This is a genomic window from Paenibacillus oleatilyticus (assembly GCF_018998565.1).
Classification (GTDB): domain Bacteria; phylum Bacillota; class Bacilli; order Paenibacillales; family NBRC-103111; genus Paenibacillus_G; species Paenibacillus_G oleatilyticus.
The window spans coordinates 161,566-178,203 of sequence record NZ_JAHNZO010000007.1 but is presented as its reverse complement, the minus strand read 5'-3'; the positions used below and the strand labels follow the sequence as shown (position 1 = coordinate 178,203).

14 protein-coding genes are annotated in these 16,638 nt (G+C 54.4%); 6 read left to right on the top strand and 8 right to left on the bottom strand.

Features of this window, described 5'->3' with window-relative positions; translation table 11 throughout:
* Positions 1-1,022 precede the first annotated feature (1,022 nt).
* Positions 1,023-2,117 carry an amidase domain-containing protein gene (locus tag KQX66_RS11745; RefSeq protein WP_216792644.1) on the top strand — a complete coding sequence of 365 codons (1,095 nt, stop codon included), beginning with the start codon at positions 1,023-1,025 and terminating at the stop codon, positions 2,115-2,117.
* Between the two features lie 162 nt (positions 2,118-2,279).
* On the opposite strand, the gene KQX66_RS11740 is transcribed toward KQX66_RS11745, so the two are convergent.
* The 4 genes from KQX66_RS11740 to thyA form a co-directional block, all read right to left on the bottom strand.
* Entirely contained in the window at positions 2,280-3,257 is a 978-nt protein-coding gene (locus KQX66_RS11740; protein ID WP_216792643.1) for a LacI family DNA-binding transcriptional regulator, read from the bottom strand.
* A gap of 278 nt (positions 3,258-3,535) precedes the next feature.
* Complete coding sequence (locus KQX66_RS11735; RefSeq protein ID WP_216792642.1) at positions 3,536-3,853, bottom strand: hypothetical protein; 318 nt, start codon at positions 3,851-3,853, stop codon at positions 3,536-3,538.
* 97 nt (positions 3,854-3,950) lie between these two features.
* A complete protein-coding gene (locus KQX66_RS11730; RefSeq protein ID WP_216792641.1) occupies positions 3,951-4,457 on the bottom strand; it encodes a dihydrofolate reductase in 507 nt (168 codons plus the stop codon).
* 83 nt (positions 4,458-4,540) lie between these two features.
* Positions 4,541-5,335, bottom strand: coding sequence for a thymidylate synthase (thyA, locus tag KQX66_RS11725; RefSeq protein ID WP_216792640.1), 795 nt, complete (start codon positions 5,333-5,335; stop codon positions 4,541-4,543).
* A 157-nt stretch (positions 5,336-5,492) separates the two neighbouring features.
* Here thyA and KQX66_RS11720 point away from each other — a divergent pair, with 157 nt between their 5' ends.
* Positions 5,493-7,676 (top strand): 5'-nucleotidase C-terminal domain-containing protein, encoded by a 2,184-nt coding sequence (locus tag KQX66_RS11720; protein ID WP_216792639.1) that lies wholly within the window; start codon positions 5,493-5,495, stop codon positions 7,674-7,676.
* A 52-nt stretch (positions 7,677-7,728) separates the two neighbouring features.
* Here the strand turns inward: KQX66_RS11720 and KQX66_RS11715 are convergent, their stop codons facing one another.
* The gene (locus KQX66_RS11715) at positions 7,729-10,017 is read right to left on the bottom strand and encodes a putative bifunctional diguanylate cyclase/phosphodiesterase (RefSeq protein ID WP_253957085.1); all 2,289 of its coding nucleotides are present in this window, start codon (positions 10,015-10,017) and stop codon (positions 7,729-7,731) included.
* A gap of 296 nt (positions 10,018-10,313) precedes the next feature.
* On the opposite strand from KQX66_RS11715, the gene KQX66_RS11710 reads away from it, so the two are divergent.
* From KQX66_RS11710 to KQX66_RS11695, 4 genes are all read left to right on the top strand, one after another.
* Positions 10,314-11,138, top strand: a complete 825-nt coding sequence (locus tag KQX66_RS11710) for a Cof-type HAD-IIB family hydrolase (RefSeq protein ID WP_216792637.1) — start codon at positions 10,314-10,316, stop codon at positions 11,136-11,138.
* A 235-nt stretch (positions 11,139-11,373) separates the two neighbouring features.
* The gene (locus KQX66_RS11705) at positions 11,374-12,717 is read left to right on the top strand and encodes a hypothetical protein (RefSeq protein WP_438804188.1); all 1,344 of its coding nucleotides are present in this window, start codon (positions 11,374-11,376) and stop codon (positions 12,715-12,717) included.
* Positions 12,718-12,790: 73 nt separating this feature from the next.
* Positions 12,791-13,210 carry a hypothetical protein gene (locus KQX66_RS11700; RefSeq protein ID WP_216792635.1) on the top strand — a complete coding sequence of 140 codons (420 nt, stop codon included), beginning with the start codon at positions 12,791-12,793 and terminating at the stop codon, positions 13,208-13,210.
* Between the two features lie 150 nt (positions 13,211-13,360).
* Entirely contained in the window at positions 13,361-14,056 is a 696-nt protein-coding gene (locus KQX66_RS11695) for a hypothetical protein (RefSeq protein WP_216792634.1), read from the top strand.
* A gap of 89 nt (positions 14,057-14,145) precedes the next feature.
* Here the strand turns inward: KQX66_RS11695 and KQX66_RS11690 are convergent, their stop codons facing one another.
* From KQX66_RS11690 to KQX66_RS11680, 3 genes are read right to left on the bottom strand one after another with little or no spacing between them, the layout of a single operon-like run.
* Positions 14,146-14,304 carry a hypothetical protein gene (locus KQX66_RS11690; protein ID WP_216792633.1) on the bottom strand — a complete coding sequence of 53 codons (159 nt, stop codon included), beginning with the start codon at positions 14,302-14,304 and terminating at the stop codon, positions 14,146-14,148.
* Positions 14,305-14,315: 11 nt separating this feature from the next.
* Complete coding sequence (locus KQX66_RS11685; RefSeq protein ID WP_216792632.1) at positions 14,316-15,539, bottom strand: Ger(x)C family spore germination protein; 1,224 nt, start codon at positions 15,537-15,539, stop codon at positions 14,316-14,318.
* Positions 15,532-16,638 carry a GerAB/ArcD/ProY family transporter gene (locus KQX66_RS11680; protein ID WP_216792631.1) on the bottom strand — a complete coding sequence of 369 codons (1,107 nt, stop codon included), beginning with the start codon at positions 16,636-16,638 and terminating at the stop codon, positions 15,532-15,534. Before KQX66_RS11680 ends, KQX66_RS11685 begins: the two co-directional genes overlap by 8 nt.

The window sequence follows — 16,638 nt, the reverse complement described above, 5'->3', positions numbered from 1 at the left end:
AGCATCGTAAATCTATGTATCGTAATTCTAGGTATTAGTATAGCTGGCATCGCTCTGCTTGTCCAGCTTCCGCTCGCTTCAAATAATCCTTCTACTAATTACGACAGGCGAGAGATATCCCTTTTTTTCGACTAAAAAATAAAAAAACACCCTCAGATTGTGGTTTTTTCGTACGATACAGGGGGTAAATCGGGTTATGCTTGCGAGCGGTCGACAGAGTAAATTATCATATTAGTGACCATTGATATTTTGGGTAAACTCTATAATACGAACTTCCCCTTTTTTATCTTTATATAATTTTGAGTTAAAGACGCCCGTCGGGTGGATTCCTCCTTCCATTTTCACCGTACATGCCGGCAGCTCGTCGCCCCTCCTTCCCTCATAAACGGGGGACATCTGTATAAACTATTTGGAGAAATCCGGAGAAAAATAAAGATCGCTCCTTGCCGCAAAGATGCGGACAAGAGCCGTTTTTTGCATTGTTCCACGAAATCAAAATCGCTTTGACTTGCTGTAGAACTTGATGGTCATACCTTCTATACATCTGGATGAATAGGGTCAAACGTAATAATAACTGGCATAAACTTTGGAGTCACCATGAAATTATACACAATACCTTCTTTAGATTCGTATGAAACAATATAATCACCAAATTGTGAGGAATATTCTATTTTTTTATATTTTAATCCCATTTCGTTATACTTCATAGTTATATAAATTGATAAAGTTAACTGTGCGGTTACACGTTGAATTGGGCCCGTCACATGGAGTACTAAAATAATGAATAAAATAATACTAAGTATAATAGTTTTTTTTCTTTTGAATTTAACTATATGTTTTCCCTCCTTTTCGTTTATTTTCAAAATAATACATTTAAGTAACAATATCAAAATTCCATAATATAGTATTTATTCCAAATTAATGTTGATCAAAAAAATAAATATATGGTTTAATTAAACTTTGTTTGTAAAAATTTTTCAAGGAGGATGATGTATTTTGAGTAAAAAAAAGGTATAGCAGGGTTGATCGCACTTGTTTCTGTATCATCGTCTATCATTCCAGTCTCTTACGCATCTAACGAGAATAATGCACTTAATACTGAAGTCCATGCGTCGCAAACTCAAAACAATCCTTACATCCAGCAATACAATAAAGAAAATGGTATTACATCGAAAAGTTTAAATTCATCACTGTCAGAAGATGATGAAACAGTTTACAAAACGCTGACAATCTACTACCAAGAAGATGTAAAGGTTGGAAAAATCCTTGCGCCAGTAGCCAAGGATACGGATGTCCAGATAAAAGCTACATCTTTGAAAAAAGAAGATAAGATAGATGTGATGCATAAAATAAAAGAAATTTATTCTTCTGTTAAAGAATCGAGTGATCAAAAGGTCTTAGTAGATTTTATTGAAAGATATGCAAAAGATTCCAAAGACATTGCGTCAATTCAATTTTTAGATGCTGTCAGACCTCAACCAAGTAAAACATTGATACCACAACCAGAAGAAGATATAAAGAAAGGTGTATCTACTTCAAAAACTCAAAATCCAGCAGCTACCTTAAATTCAAGTTTCAACGCAACTACGGCAGCCGAATGGGCATACAATAACTATAACAGATACAGCACTGATTTCCCGGCATTTACAAAATGGGGAAGCGATTGCACGAATTTTGTTTCACAAGCCCTATATGCAGGCGGTTTGTCCATGACAGGAGATTGGTATATTTACAAAAAAAACAGTACTTATTTAGTTCCTGAGAGTGCAGAACAATTGAACTATAGTTGGAACCTTTCCGATCCAAGTCCGTGGACAAGTGTTAAAGAATTCTATTCGTTCTGGAGAGGAAAATACGTTGCGGGTACTTCTCGTGAAAATTATGAAGAAAAACACAAAGAATTTTTTGATAGAAGTATCTATAGAGGCGATTTAGTAATATTTTCTAAAGGTCTTTCCGGTTGGATAACTGTAGCAACACATGTAATGATCATAACTGAGTACGATTCAACGAATAAAGATTTTAAACTTGCAGGTCACTCTAACGAAAGACAAGCGTATCCACTTTTAGATGCAATCAAGGCTTATTCTAACATAGATTTCTACAGTTTCAGATAAATCTAAAAGGAAATGACCACTAGTAGCATCTCAGTGGTTATTTCCTTTTAGATTTATCTGAAACTGTTACCGTCGCCGCTGCCCTCGTCCGGAACACGCCGGTGATTCACCAGTTGCTCCAGGAATGAACGGTAAAATGTCAGCTGTGGATCCTCGATCGGACTAGACCGTCGACCGCTCCACCAGCCGGACCGGCAGCTCCTGCTTCTCCGCCTCATACCGGTCTTCTGCAATATAGCGATGCAGCATTTGAAAAGCGGCGCGGCCCACGTCCTTGTTCGACTGCTCCACCGCCGTAATGTCGAGCAGTTGGCCGAGCATATGGTTATCGAAGCCGATCACCGCCAGATCGTCCGGTACGCGAAGCCCGAGCTTGCGCGCTTCGGCGACCAGCCCCGCCGCGGTCTGGTGCGTGCCCGCAAGCACCGCCGTCGGGCGCGGATTCATGCCGGCCAGCCGATGTGCGACCTCAACGCCCGCTTCCATCGACAGTGCGTCGTAGAACATCCACTCCGGCCGCAGCGGTTCCTGTACGGCAGCGAGCGCTTCCCGGACAGCGTGTTCCCGCACCAGGCTCGTATTGCTGCCGCGCCTGCCCATGCAGCAAGCGACGTGCCGGTGACCTTGGGCCGTCAAATAGCGCAGACCTGTTTCAAAGCTGCGGTAGTGATCGATATAGGCGCAGGACAGCGGCTCGTCCCCGGCGTCCTCGCAAACGACGATCGGACCGTAAGCCAAATAAGGCTTGATCACATCCCAATCGTTCGTCCGCGACGTAATAATGACGCCGTCGACCTGCTTCATTCGGAGCATTTCGAGTACATTGAGCTCTTCCTCGGGGCGGTAGTTCGTTTGGCAGAGGACTACGCGGTACCCGCACTGGTTCGCTTCGCTCAAGATGCCTTCCACTGGCGAGCTCAAGTACGGATTATCCACATAAGGGAGCACGACGGCAATCATCGATGTCTTGCCCTTGATCAAATGGACGGCATTCAAATTCTGCACGTAGTCCAGCTTCCGCACTGCCTCCAGCACGGCGGCCCTTTTGTCCTCGCTCACGTACGGGTGGCGGTTCAGCACGCGGGAGACCGTCGTGACCGAAACGCCTGCCATGCGGGCAATTTCTTTTATGTTTGCCATAACCGTCGCCTCCTCGCCTCATTAGCTGTATTGTAACACATCGCTTTTCATAGAAAAAAACGCTTGCTATGAAATGCATTCCATACGTTACACTCGGTTCAAGGGATCGTTTCTACCGGCGTGACGGCTTTTGCAGGCGTAACGGTAGCATCCCGATAACCGGCCTCGAATTGCTCCAGGTTCCATAACATACAAAAAAGCACAAGCTCTGCCGAATTTAATCGGCGGGCCTGTGCTTTTTTCGCTTAAATGCTTGGAGCGGCGCAACCTGCATCCGGTCAGCGGACTTGCTTCGGCTGCTCGGTGTTCGATGCGACCACATCCAAGCTTTGCTGCGCCTGGTTCAACTGGTCCTGCACCTGCACGAGCTCTTGTCCGTGATGCTCGTGGTCCTGCGCCGACATCTGGCTCTGCGCCTTCGCCAGCGCCTGATGCGCCGATTCCAGCTGCGCAAGCGCAGAGGACAGCTTGTGCGGGTCGGACTGAAGCTGCGCGTGGCGGACGGCCATTTCGGCGTCCTTGGCCACCTGGATCGCTTTCTCCGCGTTGTCGATCACATGCCGGATCGGCATTTGATGCTGGTTGACCTGTGTCATGTTCGGCATCTTCCTCTCAATCATGCTGGGATGTGCACATGGCTCAACCTTTAAGATGCGCGAAAAGCTCCGGCTTCATTCCTTTTTTGGAGATACGTTACATTCTGGCCCGCTCGTACACAACAAAATCGTAGTCGTACGGGTTTTTCTCGTCCTTCACGCCGCGCTGCCGCGACACCTCGCGCCATTCGCCGGGCTCAAGCTCGGGAAAAAACGTATCCGCCGCGAATCGGTGCGCGATCTCAGTGATGTACAGCCGGTCCGCGAACGGAAGCAGCTGCCGGTACACCTCCGCGCCACCGATGACGAACAGCTCCTCGGAAGCACGGCTTCCGCCGCGGCCATACTCGGCGGCCGCTTCCTGCGCCGAATGGATCACCTCGCAGCCCGGCGCGGCGAATCGCTCGTCCCGGGTCAGCACGACATTGCGGCGTCCGGGTAGAGGCTTGCCGATGGAATCGAACGTCTTGCGGCCCATCAGCACCGTATGTCCCTTCGTCGTTTGTTTGAAATAAGCCAAATCCGCCGGCAAGCGCCACGGCAGCGTATTGTCGATGCCGATGCCGCGGGCTTCATCCATCGCGAGTATGAAAGAAATCGTCACGCGAACCTCTCCTTGCATATAGTATGCCGCTCCGCGAACCGCAAGCGTCCTTTTTTGCCTAATGATGCCCCCGTATGCTCTCGTTATACCGCAATCGGCGCTTTGATCGACGGATGGCTCTGGTATCCGATGATCTCGAAATCCTCGAACCGGTAATCGAACAGCGAATCCGGCTTCCGCTTGATCACAAGCTGCGGCAGCGGATACGGCTCGCGGGTCAGCTGCAGCTTGACCTGCTCCACATGGTTGGCGTAAATATGCACGTCCCCGCCCGTCCAGATCAGCTCGCCCGGCTGCAGATCGCATTGCTGCGCCACCATATGCGTCAGAAACGCATAGCTTGCGATGTTGAACGGCAGCCCGAGAAACGTATCGACCGAACGCATGTTGAACAAGCACGACAGCTTGCCGTCCGCGACATAAAACTGGAACGCATAATGGCAAGGCGGCAGCGCCATGTTGTCCACTTCGGCGGGATTCCATGCGCTGACCAGATGTCTGCGCGAATCGGGATTCCGCTTAATCTGCTCGATCAGCTTGGCGATCTGGTCGATGCTCCGTCCGTCCGGCGCCGGCCACGAACGCCACTGCGAGCCGTAGACCGGTCCGAGATTACCGTTCTCGTCCGCCCACTCGTCCCATATCGTGACGCCGTTTTCTTGCAAGTAGCGGATATTCGTATCCCCGCTCAAAAACCACAGCAGCTCATGCAAGATCGAGCGGATGTGGAGCTTTTTCGTCGTCAGCAACGGAAAGCCTTCGGACAGATCGAACCGGAGCTGCCGCCCGAATACCGAGATGGTCCCCGTTCCGGTCCGGTCCTCCTTGCGCACCCCGTTCGTCATGATGTCCTGCAGCAGATCTAAATATTTTTGCATCGGTCGCACCTCGATCGTTCATGATCGTTCTATTATAGCAAACTTTCAAGGCCCGGTTCATCAAAAAAAAATATGAATCGCGTTCACACCGCGATGACAATTATCCGCTATAATAGATTCATTCCCATATATAACCATGATTTAGGAGGAAAATCATTTGACCAAGCATTCGTCCCACTGGAAAAAAACCGCCGTCCTATCGGTGCTCTCCGCCTCGCTGCTGAGCGCGCCCGGACTCTCCGGCGTCCCTTACGCGCTGGCGGCCGAACCGGCGACCGCGACCAAAGCCGCCGCTTCGACTCCGGCCAAAACGGACATGCAGCTGGCCTTCGAGAAAGGCGCGGTAGAAGGGTATCCGAACGATACCGACCTGCGCGGCAGCCGGCCGGTGACCCGAGCGGAGCTCGTCACCATGCTGAACCGGGCAGCCAAGCTGGCGAAGAGCGACAAATCGGCGCAACCTTTCTCCGACTTGGAGGCGTGGCAGCTTGAAGCCGTTACCAACGCCGTCGCCGCCGGCATCGTATCCAAGGGCGACAGCGGTCTCTTCGAGCCGAACCGTCCGGTAACCCGCGAAGAGCTGGCCGTGCTCGTCGTGCGCGCGCTCACCAAAGGCCAGGCGCCGAAAGTAAACCAGAACGTGCTGAGCTACTTCAAGGACGCTTCCTCCATCAGCGAGTCTTCCCGTCCGTTTGTCGCTTACGGCGTGCTCACCGGCTTGTTTGAACCGAAGCTGGACGGCAATTTCGATCCGAAGGGCTCCGTGACCCGCGACGAAGCGGTCAAGGCGCTGAAACCGGTCCTTTTCCAGGTTATTGATATTCTTACCACGAACGACATTCACGGACATATCGAGGTGGGCTTCGACAAGAAGCGCAATCAGGCGCAGGGCGGCATCGAAACGCTCGGCGGCATCGTCGACGATTTCCGCTCGGTCAATCCCGGCGGCACGGTCGTCGTGGACGGCGGAGACGCATGGCAAGGAACGCTCATCTCCAATACGACGAACGGGCAATCCGTCATGGACTCGATGGCTCAGGTTAAATATGACGCCGCTGCCATCGGCAACCATGAGTTCGACTTCGGCCGCGACACGCTGATCGACAATATCAAGAAAGCGAAGTTCCCGATTCTCGGAGCCAACATCATCGAAGACAAAACCGGCAAGCGCGTCGACTGGACGCAGCCTTACACCATCGTAGAGAAAGGCGGGCTGAAGGTCGGCATTATCGGCCTTGCCACGCCGCAGACCAAGACGACGACCAAGTCCACCAACATCGAAGGCTTGACGTTCGCCGATCCGGTTCCGTACGCGAAGGAGCTGTCGACCGAGCTGCGCGCCAAAGGCGCCGACATCGTCCTGGTGACCTCCCACCTGCCGGGCGAGCAGGACGCCAAATCGCAGCAAATTATGGGCGAACTCGTCGATCTGGCGAACGGGACAGGCAACGGCACGCTGGACGCCATCGTCGGGGGCCATTCCCACAAGCGCGTCGCGGGGATCGTGAACCACATTCCGGTGGTCGAAGCGCAAAGCTGGCTGTACGCCGTCGGCCACATTCAGCTTTATGTCGATAAGGACAGCAAAAAAGTCGTTTCCTCGAACGCCAGCCTGCTGGAAACGTACACGAATCTGACGACCGCGAACAAAGACGTGCAAAAAACAGTCGCCGATTACCAAGCGAAAATCGCCGAGCAAACCAACAAGCAAATCGCCGTAGCCGCCGAAAAATGGACGACCCGCTCGTACCGCTACGACGCGAACGGCAATCAGGTGCGCGACGGCGTGACACCGATCGGCAACTCCGTCACCGATGCGATGCGCTGGGCCGAGAAGTCCGATATCGCCTTCACGAACATCGGCGGGCTGCGCGCAGATATCGAGCCGGGCAAAGTAACCTACGGCATGATGTTCGAGGTGCTGCCGTTCGGCAACTACAACCGGACGGGCACGATGACCGCTGCCCAAATCAAAACGCTGCTTGAGGTGACGGACCAATATTCCAAGCTGCCGGCGATGCAATTCTCGGGTCTTAAGGTCGAGTGGGACAACACGAAGCCGCAGGGTCAGAAATACAGCAAAATTACGCTGCTGGACGGCACTCCGATCTATGTCGACGGGAAGCTGAACGACAGCCGTACCTTCAAAGTGACGACCAACGACTTCATGTCGACCGGCTCCGGGGACGGATTCACGACGTTCGCCGAAGTGAAGGACTGGAAGGACGGCATGATCATGCTGGACGCCTGGGTCGATTACATGAAGGAGAAGGGCGCTTCCGGCCAACCGCTCTCCCTGCCGAACGACGGCCGCGAAATCCGGCTTGATCTGAAAAAATAACGCCGCAATGCAAGGAAACCCGCAGACCCTGGCTCGTTCAGGACTGCGGGTTTTATTGCTTTACCTTATCCCGTACAGCGGAAAATTCGTCAGGCAGCAGCGGTTTATAAAAATAATACCCTTGAATCGTACAGTCGCCGATCGTCTGAAGCAGCTTCACCTGTTCCTCCGTCTCCACCCCTTCGACCACAACCGATAAATTCAGGCTCCGGGCCATAGCCATAATCGCTCTGACAATGCCGGCATGCCCTTCGTTCTCGGCCATTTCCCCGACGAACGACTGTGCGATTTTGAGCGAATCGACCTGGAACGTCCGCAAGTAGCCGAGCGACGAATACCCCGTACCGAAATCGTCCATCGAGATATGCAGCCCCAACGCTTTAAGGCGCAGCAGCGTATCGGTCGTTTCCTTCGTATTCTGCAGCGCGACGCCTTCCGTAATTTCGATAATCAGCCGGCCGGCAGCCATTCCCGTTTCCTTCAAAATATCGGCCACCTTGTCTACGAAGCCGTCCTGCACAAGCTGTCTGGGCGAGACGTTCACCGCAATTTTCAGCGGCGGCCTTCCTGCCCGCTCCCACTCGACGGCTTGCCTGCACGCCTTCCGAATGACCCAATCGCCGATCGGCACGATCAAGCCGGTATCCTCCGCGAGCGGCACAAAGTCGGAAGGCGGCACCAGCTGCCCGTCCGCATTCCTCCAGCGCAGCAGCGCTTCCGCCCCAACGATCGTCAATTCCTTAGAGCATACCTGCGGCTGGTAGCACAGAAACAGCTCGTCATGATCCAGCGCATGCCGCAGCGCGCGCTCCATCAGGATGCTTCTCAGCATGCCGTCCTTCAGCGTCGGCGTAAAGAACCGGAACCGGCCTCCGCCCAGCTCTTTGGCCTGATACATGGCCGCATCCGCATGCTTCATCAGATCGGCTTTGGTCAAGCCGTCTTCCGGGTACACGGCGATGCCGATGCTCGTTGAGGTCTGAATCTCGTGAACCCCGACCTTGAAAGGCTCGGCGACAACCCGGAGAATCGATTCCGCAAGCGCTTGCGCTTGCCGGGAAGAGGTGAGCGGACCGGTCAGAATGGTAAATTCGTCGCCTCCTTGGCGCGCGACGATGTACGTCTCCGGAACAATTCCCCGAATCCGTTCCGCCACTTGACGAATTAATTCGTCTCCCGTCACATGGCCCAGGCTGTCATTTATGTATTTAAAGCGGTCCAGATCGAGAAACAGCACCGCAAGCGGCTGTCCGTCCAACGAGGCGTTCTCGATTGCTTCCTGCGCCTTCCGCTCGAACAAGCGCTTATTCGGAAGCCCGGACAAATCGTCGTGCGATGCAAGAAACTCGCTTTTTTCGAGCATTTGCTTGAGCCGGTTGACCAGACTTTCATTCTCCAAAAGCATGGAGATTTGGCGCGCCAGGATCAGGACGGTAACCATGATCGTTCCTGTCACGACAGCGTCCGGCTTGTCGATGCGGTTAAGCATTAACAAGAATAAGATCGCGAAGCCGGCGTAAGGAAAAAGCAGACGCAGCAGACGGGCATAGGCGACAAAGCGCGGCTCCGGCGCAGGCCAGTCATTGGGGTGGGAAGCATGCCAGCCCGCGAAGCCGTATGCGAACAGCCCCGCGCTCCACAGCAGGTCGTACCACTGCCCTCCCTGATATTTCCCCGAGATCACGTCGAGCACATAAACCGTGTCCCCGCCGATAAAGACGACGAAACCGAAGGTGATCAAAGCAAGCACCCGCCGGTCGAACAAAGGCGTATAAGCGAAATGAAGAACGAACAGGCAAAGCAATATTCCGAAATCCGTAATCGGATACGACAGAACCGCCGCCTGACCGAACCCGTCGGGATGGGACAGCATCGCCTGCAGGTTGGGTCTGATAACGAATTCCCAGCTTACCGTACCGACGATCAATAGGATCATGATGCAGTCGAAGAGAAACCGGATGCCTTGCGAGATGCTTTTTTCCCGGAACAACAAATAAAACAAAGCGGCAAAAAACAGACCGGTCTGCAGGTTCCAGAACAGGTCGGCTAAACTGATCGTCGGGGGAGGAACCCGCAGCACCCAAGCATAGAAGGCCCATACCAGCTGCCCCAGCAAATAGAAACAGGCGCCCGCGGTCATGAGCAGCCAGAACGTTCCCGCGCTGCCCCGCTGGGTACGATAAGTCCGCAGCAGCATCGCAAGCGAAGCGGCAGGCGGAATGATCTCCCACAGCAGGAAAAAGCGCGCGCCCGCCCCAAAGCCCCATTTTGCCGCAGCGAATACCGCAAAATAGACCGCTATCACCGCGATCATCGGTTTACGCCAAGCGATCCAGTTCATATCCATCCGCCTCATCTCATTGTTGTATCGCATATTGCTGCCAGGGAAGCGCCGTACAAGCTTAAGCCTTAATAGGAATAAATGAATTATAAATTAATCATCGGGTAATTCGAACTATTTCTTTAGCACTAATTACTCGCAAAAATAGACATTTATTTCCGTCCCATGTGAAAGTACCGTTAATGCCTTCCAACGACAGCCTTGGGCAAAAGGATGCCACGACAAAAAAACTTGAAAAATACGCGCCGTACGTTATAATGAGGGCAATTTGACTTTACGGGAGTGGAGACCGCACCATGTACAAAATGCTTGCAATCGACATCGACGATACGCTGATCAACGACGAGAAGCAGATCACGGAAGGAACCAAAGGGGCGCTTGCCGCAGCGCTGGCCGAAGGCGTCATCGTTACGCTGGCTACCGGACGCATGTACGCCTCGGCCAAGCAGCTCGCCGGGCAGTTGGAACTGAACGTGCCGCTGATTACATATCAAGGGTCGCTCGTCAAAAATTCAATCGACGGACGCGTCTTGTACGAACGGACCGTGCCCGCCAACGCGGCGCGGCTCATTTTCGATTTTTGCGAATCCGAAGGATTGCATCTGCAAACGTACGTAAACGACGTGCTGTATGTTAAGGAAGACAACGATAAAGCGAAAGCGTATGCCGCGCTTTCGAAAATCCCTTATACCGTGTACCCGGACTTCGGAGAGCTGGCGGCTCAGCCTTCGATGAAGCTGCTGATCATCGACGAACCGGAGCTGCTGGACCGGGTCGCGGAGCGGCTCCGCGGCTTGACCGGCGGGCAGGTGCATATTACGAAATCGAAGCCGCATTTTCTGGAAATCGTGCATATCGAAGGCACCAAAGGGCATGCGCTTGCGCATCTGGCCGAGCATTTCGGCATCGGGCTCGAGCAAGTCATCGGTATCGGAGACAGCTGGAACGACCGCGAAATGCTGGAGGTAGCGGGGCTTGGCGTCGCGATGGGCAATGCCGTCGAGTCCTTGAAGGAAATCGCCGATTATGTGACTTTCAGCAATAATGAGGATGGCGTCAAGCACGTCGTCGAGAAATTCGTGCTGCGCCGCGAAGAAGCAGGAGCGGCAACTGAGGCTTGACGCCGCAGACATTTGTGATAGCCGGACCGCTCCCAGGGCAGTCTTTTTGGCGTACTTGCCCCGACGCTTGGTCCATTGGCAAAAGCACAGCATGTTCTCACCCTTTTCCGCTGTCCGCATACGCTGTAGTACAAAGGCGTTAGGCTTTTGTCCAGTGGAGGTGGGATGATTGGGTATCACTCTAATTTCACTTCATTATGTGTATCTGCTATTCATTTTGCTCATTATCGGATTCATGGTGATGCGCCGGGATACGACGATCGTCTGCATTACCGGCATTGTGCTGATCGGGCTGCTCTCGACGGGATCGCTTCACGCTTCGGTCGGCGGTGTATTCAACAGCTTTATTTATGCCATGAAAGAGCTGCTTGGCACGATCCTGATCATTTGTATCGTCGTGGCGATGAGCAAGGTGCTGGAACAAAGCGGCGTAGGCGAGACCATGATCTCGCCGTTTGCCCGATTCATTCGGACCCCGGCGCTTGCTTTCTGGGTCATTGGCTTTCTCATGATGACGATGTCGTGGTTTTTCTGGCCGTCCCCGGCCATTGCGCTGGTAGGCGCGGTTCTGCTGCCGGCAGCTGTACGGGTAGGCTTGCCCGCAATCGGCGTGGCAATGGCGATGAACCTGTTCGGCCACGGCATCGCGCTGTCCGGCGACTATGTCATCCAGGGCGCGCCGAAGCTGACGGCCGATGCGGCAGGCATTCCTGTTGCGGCCGTCATGGAAGCCAGCGTGCCGCTCGTCATTGTCATGGGCGCCGTGACGACAGTCGCCGCCTTCTGGATGCTGCGCCGCGAGATGCGGCAGGGACGGCTTACGTCAGGCATCGGCAGCGCAGCGGCGGCTTATGAGTCGGGAGCCGGCAAGGCGGAGGCCAAAGAAGCCCTTCTGCCGCGCAGGGGCCGGGTCGCGCTGTCTTGGGTCATAGCGACGCTGTTCGCCGCCGATGTGGCCGCCATGTTCGCGTTCAAGCTGCAAGGCGGCGATGCCACTGCGCTTGTCGGCGGAACCGCGCTGCTTGCAATGCTGCTCGTCTCGCTGCTGACGCACCGAGGTCAAGGGCTGGAGCGGGCGACCGGCTATTTGATCGACGGCTTTTTGTTCGGCTTTAAGGTATTCGGACCGGTCATTCCGATAGCCGCGTTCTTTTACCTTGGCGATTCGGCGCTTACGGACATTTTCGGCAGCGTGCTGCCCGAAGGCTCGCACGGTCTTGTCAACGATCTCGGCTATGCGCTCGCCCATGCGGTGCCGCTCAATCAGGCGATCGGCGCGGTCACGCTGACGGCCGTAGGCGCCATTACCGGTCTTGACGGCTCCGGCTTCTCCGGCATTTCGCTGGCCGGCTCGATCGCCCGTCTATTCGCCGCCGCTATCGGCTCGGGAATTGCGACGCTGACCGCACTCGGGCAGATTGCCGCGATCTGGGTCGGCGGAGGCACCCTTGTGCCGTGGGCGCTTATCCCGGCGGCTGCCATCTGCGGCGTCGATCCGTTCGAACTGGCGCGGCGCAATTTGAAGCCCGTCGTCGCGGGACTGATCGTTACGGCGATTGTGGCGATTTTTTTGGAGTGATACGGGCGGTTGGTTCAAGCCCTCCCCTTCAGGTTAAGAAGAGTTACGTTTTTCTTAACGGGAGGGGTTTAATATGCTCAAAAAAAGCTATTACGTTTCCGTCGGTTCCGGCACGATTGAAGATGCGCAGACGCTCGCGGATCTTAGAAACTACTCCTATGAATATGCGGTGGAAGCCACCGAGCAGGAAATTCGGGAGTTGCGGTGGCTGATGGGCAGTTACGTGGCCGAAACGGAAAAGACGTTTGCCCGCGCGGGAGTGCCTTATAAATCGGCGGACCATGACGAGGCGACGAATGAGTACAACTCCCAAGCACGGGAGCTGTACGCTATGATCTATCGGCTGGGGACGCCTGAAACGCGCGGACATATCGAAAAGATGCGGATCATGGAGAAACTGGGCAACTCGGATTACAGGCAGCCCGGCTACGGTAGACATAATGCCGAGGAAGCCATTGACGTGAACGATAGGGGGCAGGTCGGACCGAAATAGATTATTAAGCTCACCTTCACTGTAAAAAAAGAAACAAGCCCTTCCATTTTTTCGGTCACGTTTGGGTATCCGTCTCATATACTTGGTAAGGACTATGGACATTAGCGTAGTACATATGCTTCCTACCAAGCCAAAAAGGGAGAGGATTCCATGAGTTACGAGGAAATTCCTTACATCGATTCGCATAGTCAATTCGAGACACCGGACGATGGCGCAAGCCTGGAAAGACATCCCGACGAACGCGGGGGCCCCGGTGTGTATGAAGGCACTCCGGCAACGGGCTATCAGGGCGTACCAGGCGGTATTCCGGGCGCGGGGTTTCCAACCTCGCCGGGAGGCGCTCCGGGCGCGGGGTATCCAACCTGGCCGGGGGGTGCCCCGGGCGCGGGATATCCAACCTCGCCGGGGGGTGCTCCGGGCGCAGGGTACCAAACTTGGCCGGGGTACGCTCCAGGCGCTGGGTATCCAACCTCGCCGGGGGGGACTCCGGGCGCAGGGTACCCAACCTGGCCGGGGGCCGCTCCGGGCGCGGGGTATCCAACCTGGCCGGGGGCCGCTCCGGGTGCGGGGTATCCAACCTGGCCGGGGGCCGCTCCGGGCGCAGGGTACCAAACTTGGCCGGGGTACGCTCCAGGCGCTGGGTATCAATCCCGGCCTGACGGATGCGCTCCAGAAGCGGGGTACCAATTCTGGCCGGGGTACGCTCCAGGCACGGGGTACCATTCCTGGCCGGGGTACGCTCCAGGCGCTGGATACCGAACTTGGCCGGGGTACGCCCCGGGCGCGGGGTATCTACCTTGGCCTGGCGGTTCTCCAGGCCGCCACGTACCGAGCCCGACCAGGTAGTGTTCTCTCTTAAGCCCCATGTGCTGTGTACAGGGGCTTTTTCACCTGTTGACCGGGCCGATCCGCCGAAGATCCGAGTGGTCCCTTTCCTAGTTCGATTTCTCCTGTTCCTCCTTCTTCCAAGGCGGATCGGCCATTTCGTGCAGCTTGCGGTTAATCCGGTAAATGGTGTAAGGAATAGCCCAAGACAAAAATGCGCACAGCCAAATCGATCCCGATGGCGTATATTCCTTTATGAGTTGAATCATGCAATCGTCTCCTATCGGTTCGAACGGTTTACCGTTCCGGTCCGGCGAATAATGACACGAGGCTCCACTTGAATTTCGCACTGCGTAAAGTAGCGCTTCCCTTTTTCCCAATTATCGCCGATCTGTTTCCATACTTTGTAATGGTTCTGCTGCAAGTTGGCGCCAAGCCCAATCGCATCCGCCTGAAAATCGCGCTGCAGTTTGCGGATCACCGACTTCGTCAACCGCATGATCTCCCGCTCCGCCGCCTGCTCTACCCTATCCACCGATTTTCTTTTCAGCAAATCGAGCGACTGCGCGTAGCTTTCGCCTATGGCGCCCTCCGCTTCGATACGAATTTGAAAACGGATGTGCTGCGGGTCGCTGACGTCGGCGGCGATGGTTCTCTTCTTCATCGTGAGATCGCATACGACCAGCTTATTTTTCACTTCGGCTTTCACATTTCCGGTCCGAAATTTTCCGGTGAGCAGGTTCAGGCCTTCCGTCTCTTCCGGCCCAAGCGCCCCGGCCATCTGCGAGTTTTCTCCCCGGATTACCGCCGCCCCTTCGAGCTTTACCTCGTGCCTGTCCTCTGCGCTCATCATCCGCTGCACGACAAAGCTTCGTTTACCGAGCAAATGCTCATGAATGTCCCCCAGCTTCGTTTCCGGCAAAATACTGGCGTTCCTTACACTATTCTCCGAAACGGAATTGATGTACATGACCGGCAGCTTCTCGTTGCTGGGCTCGACATTCAATATGTTCCGGGCTTCGCCTGCCGTGACGAATACCTTGGCGCTGCGCCGCATCTCGGGCTCACGCAGGAAAAAATCCAGCACGCGGGCAAATTCATGGTCGTTCCCCGCCACCTGATCCGAGATCGCAATCACTTTTAAATGCTCGTAATACGGATAGCGGCTCGCACGTCCCGCCAGCTGCTTGTCGATATCGAACAGCGCGTCACCTTCCGACGTCAGGTTCAGATAAGCCTGGCCCGAGGCGGTACTTTTCGAACCGCCGGCGCTCTGCAGCTTGCCCGGCACGACGAATTGATACGTTACCGCATATCGCGCCTTCCCTCGGGGTCTCTTCTCGCCCCCGGCTTTTTGCTGTTCCGCCTTTTGGGACGTTTTTGGAACATCAATCGCAACACCGATCACAAAGCCCCGCTCGTCGATTTCAACACGATCCCAGCACCCCGCCGTCAGCACCAGAAGAACCAGCGCGAACAGAACGGAAACCGGCGTTTTAAGCACTGCCCGACACCCCCCTAAGCTTGGCAATCACAAGCAGCAGCGAGGGGATCAAAATACCGGCAAAAAAATCGACATAGCTGAACAACCGCCCGTAAGAGGAGAGCTGCGTTAAATCTTTCGGCAAATAACCCGCCAGATAAATGACCGGAGCCAAGGCGAAAGCTACTGTCCGTTTGCTTGACCGGCGAAAAAACGTGCCTGCGATCCAGATGCAAATGTCAAGCGTCATCGCAGCGGAATTAAAGATCGTCATCAGCCAAATCGTAAAAAAAAACGACTCAAAACGTTCGAGAATTGCCCCGGGCACCTCGATTTCTTTGGCCAGCTCCACCGCCGGATACTGCAGCTCCGCCGTAGCCTTGGCCGAGAAGACGCCTATCGTCACGATGAACAAGACCGTATAAAGGATAAGCGGTATGGACATGCCGATGACGGCGGCCTTGACCGCATCCTTAGGCCGGTTCATTAAAGCGGCATAAAAAACGATGCATTCAAAACCCAAAAACGAAAACAAGCTTTTCTCGATGCCTTCGCCCATTTTATTCCAATCACTGACCCCTACAGGCTTTAACTGCTCGAATTCGAAAAAACCGGCGTTCATCACAAGAACCAGCACAAAAACGACGATGACGAACGGAAGAAACAGCAAATTCAGACGCACGATCCCAACCCGCGGCCCGGACGCCGCATAAATGACAACCAGAAAAAAAATGAGGCCGATGACTTCGACCGGCGTACGTGTAAATAAATATTCTTTAGCCACTTCCGCCGCACCCCGCACCTCATAGCTGGAGAACATGGCAAACGCGATGAAGAAGAATACGAATAAGACGACAGCCAGCGGTCTCCCGACAATACGGGGCGCGAACTCGGTGAACGGCTGCTTGGGAAAGCGAACCGCCAGCTTCGCCAAGACCCACGTAAACATCATGCAGAGCAGGCCGGCAATCAGAATGGCGATCCAGCCGTCCGACGAGGGCACCGCCTTAGCGATGCCACGCGGCAGCGTCAATACGCCGAGGCCGAGAATCATCGAAGCAACGGAAAACAGCAGCTCCGTACCGTTAATCTCATCATCGCCGTATTCGAACCTTCTCAC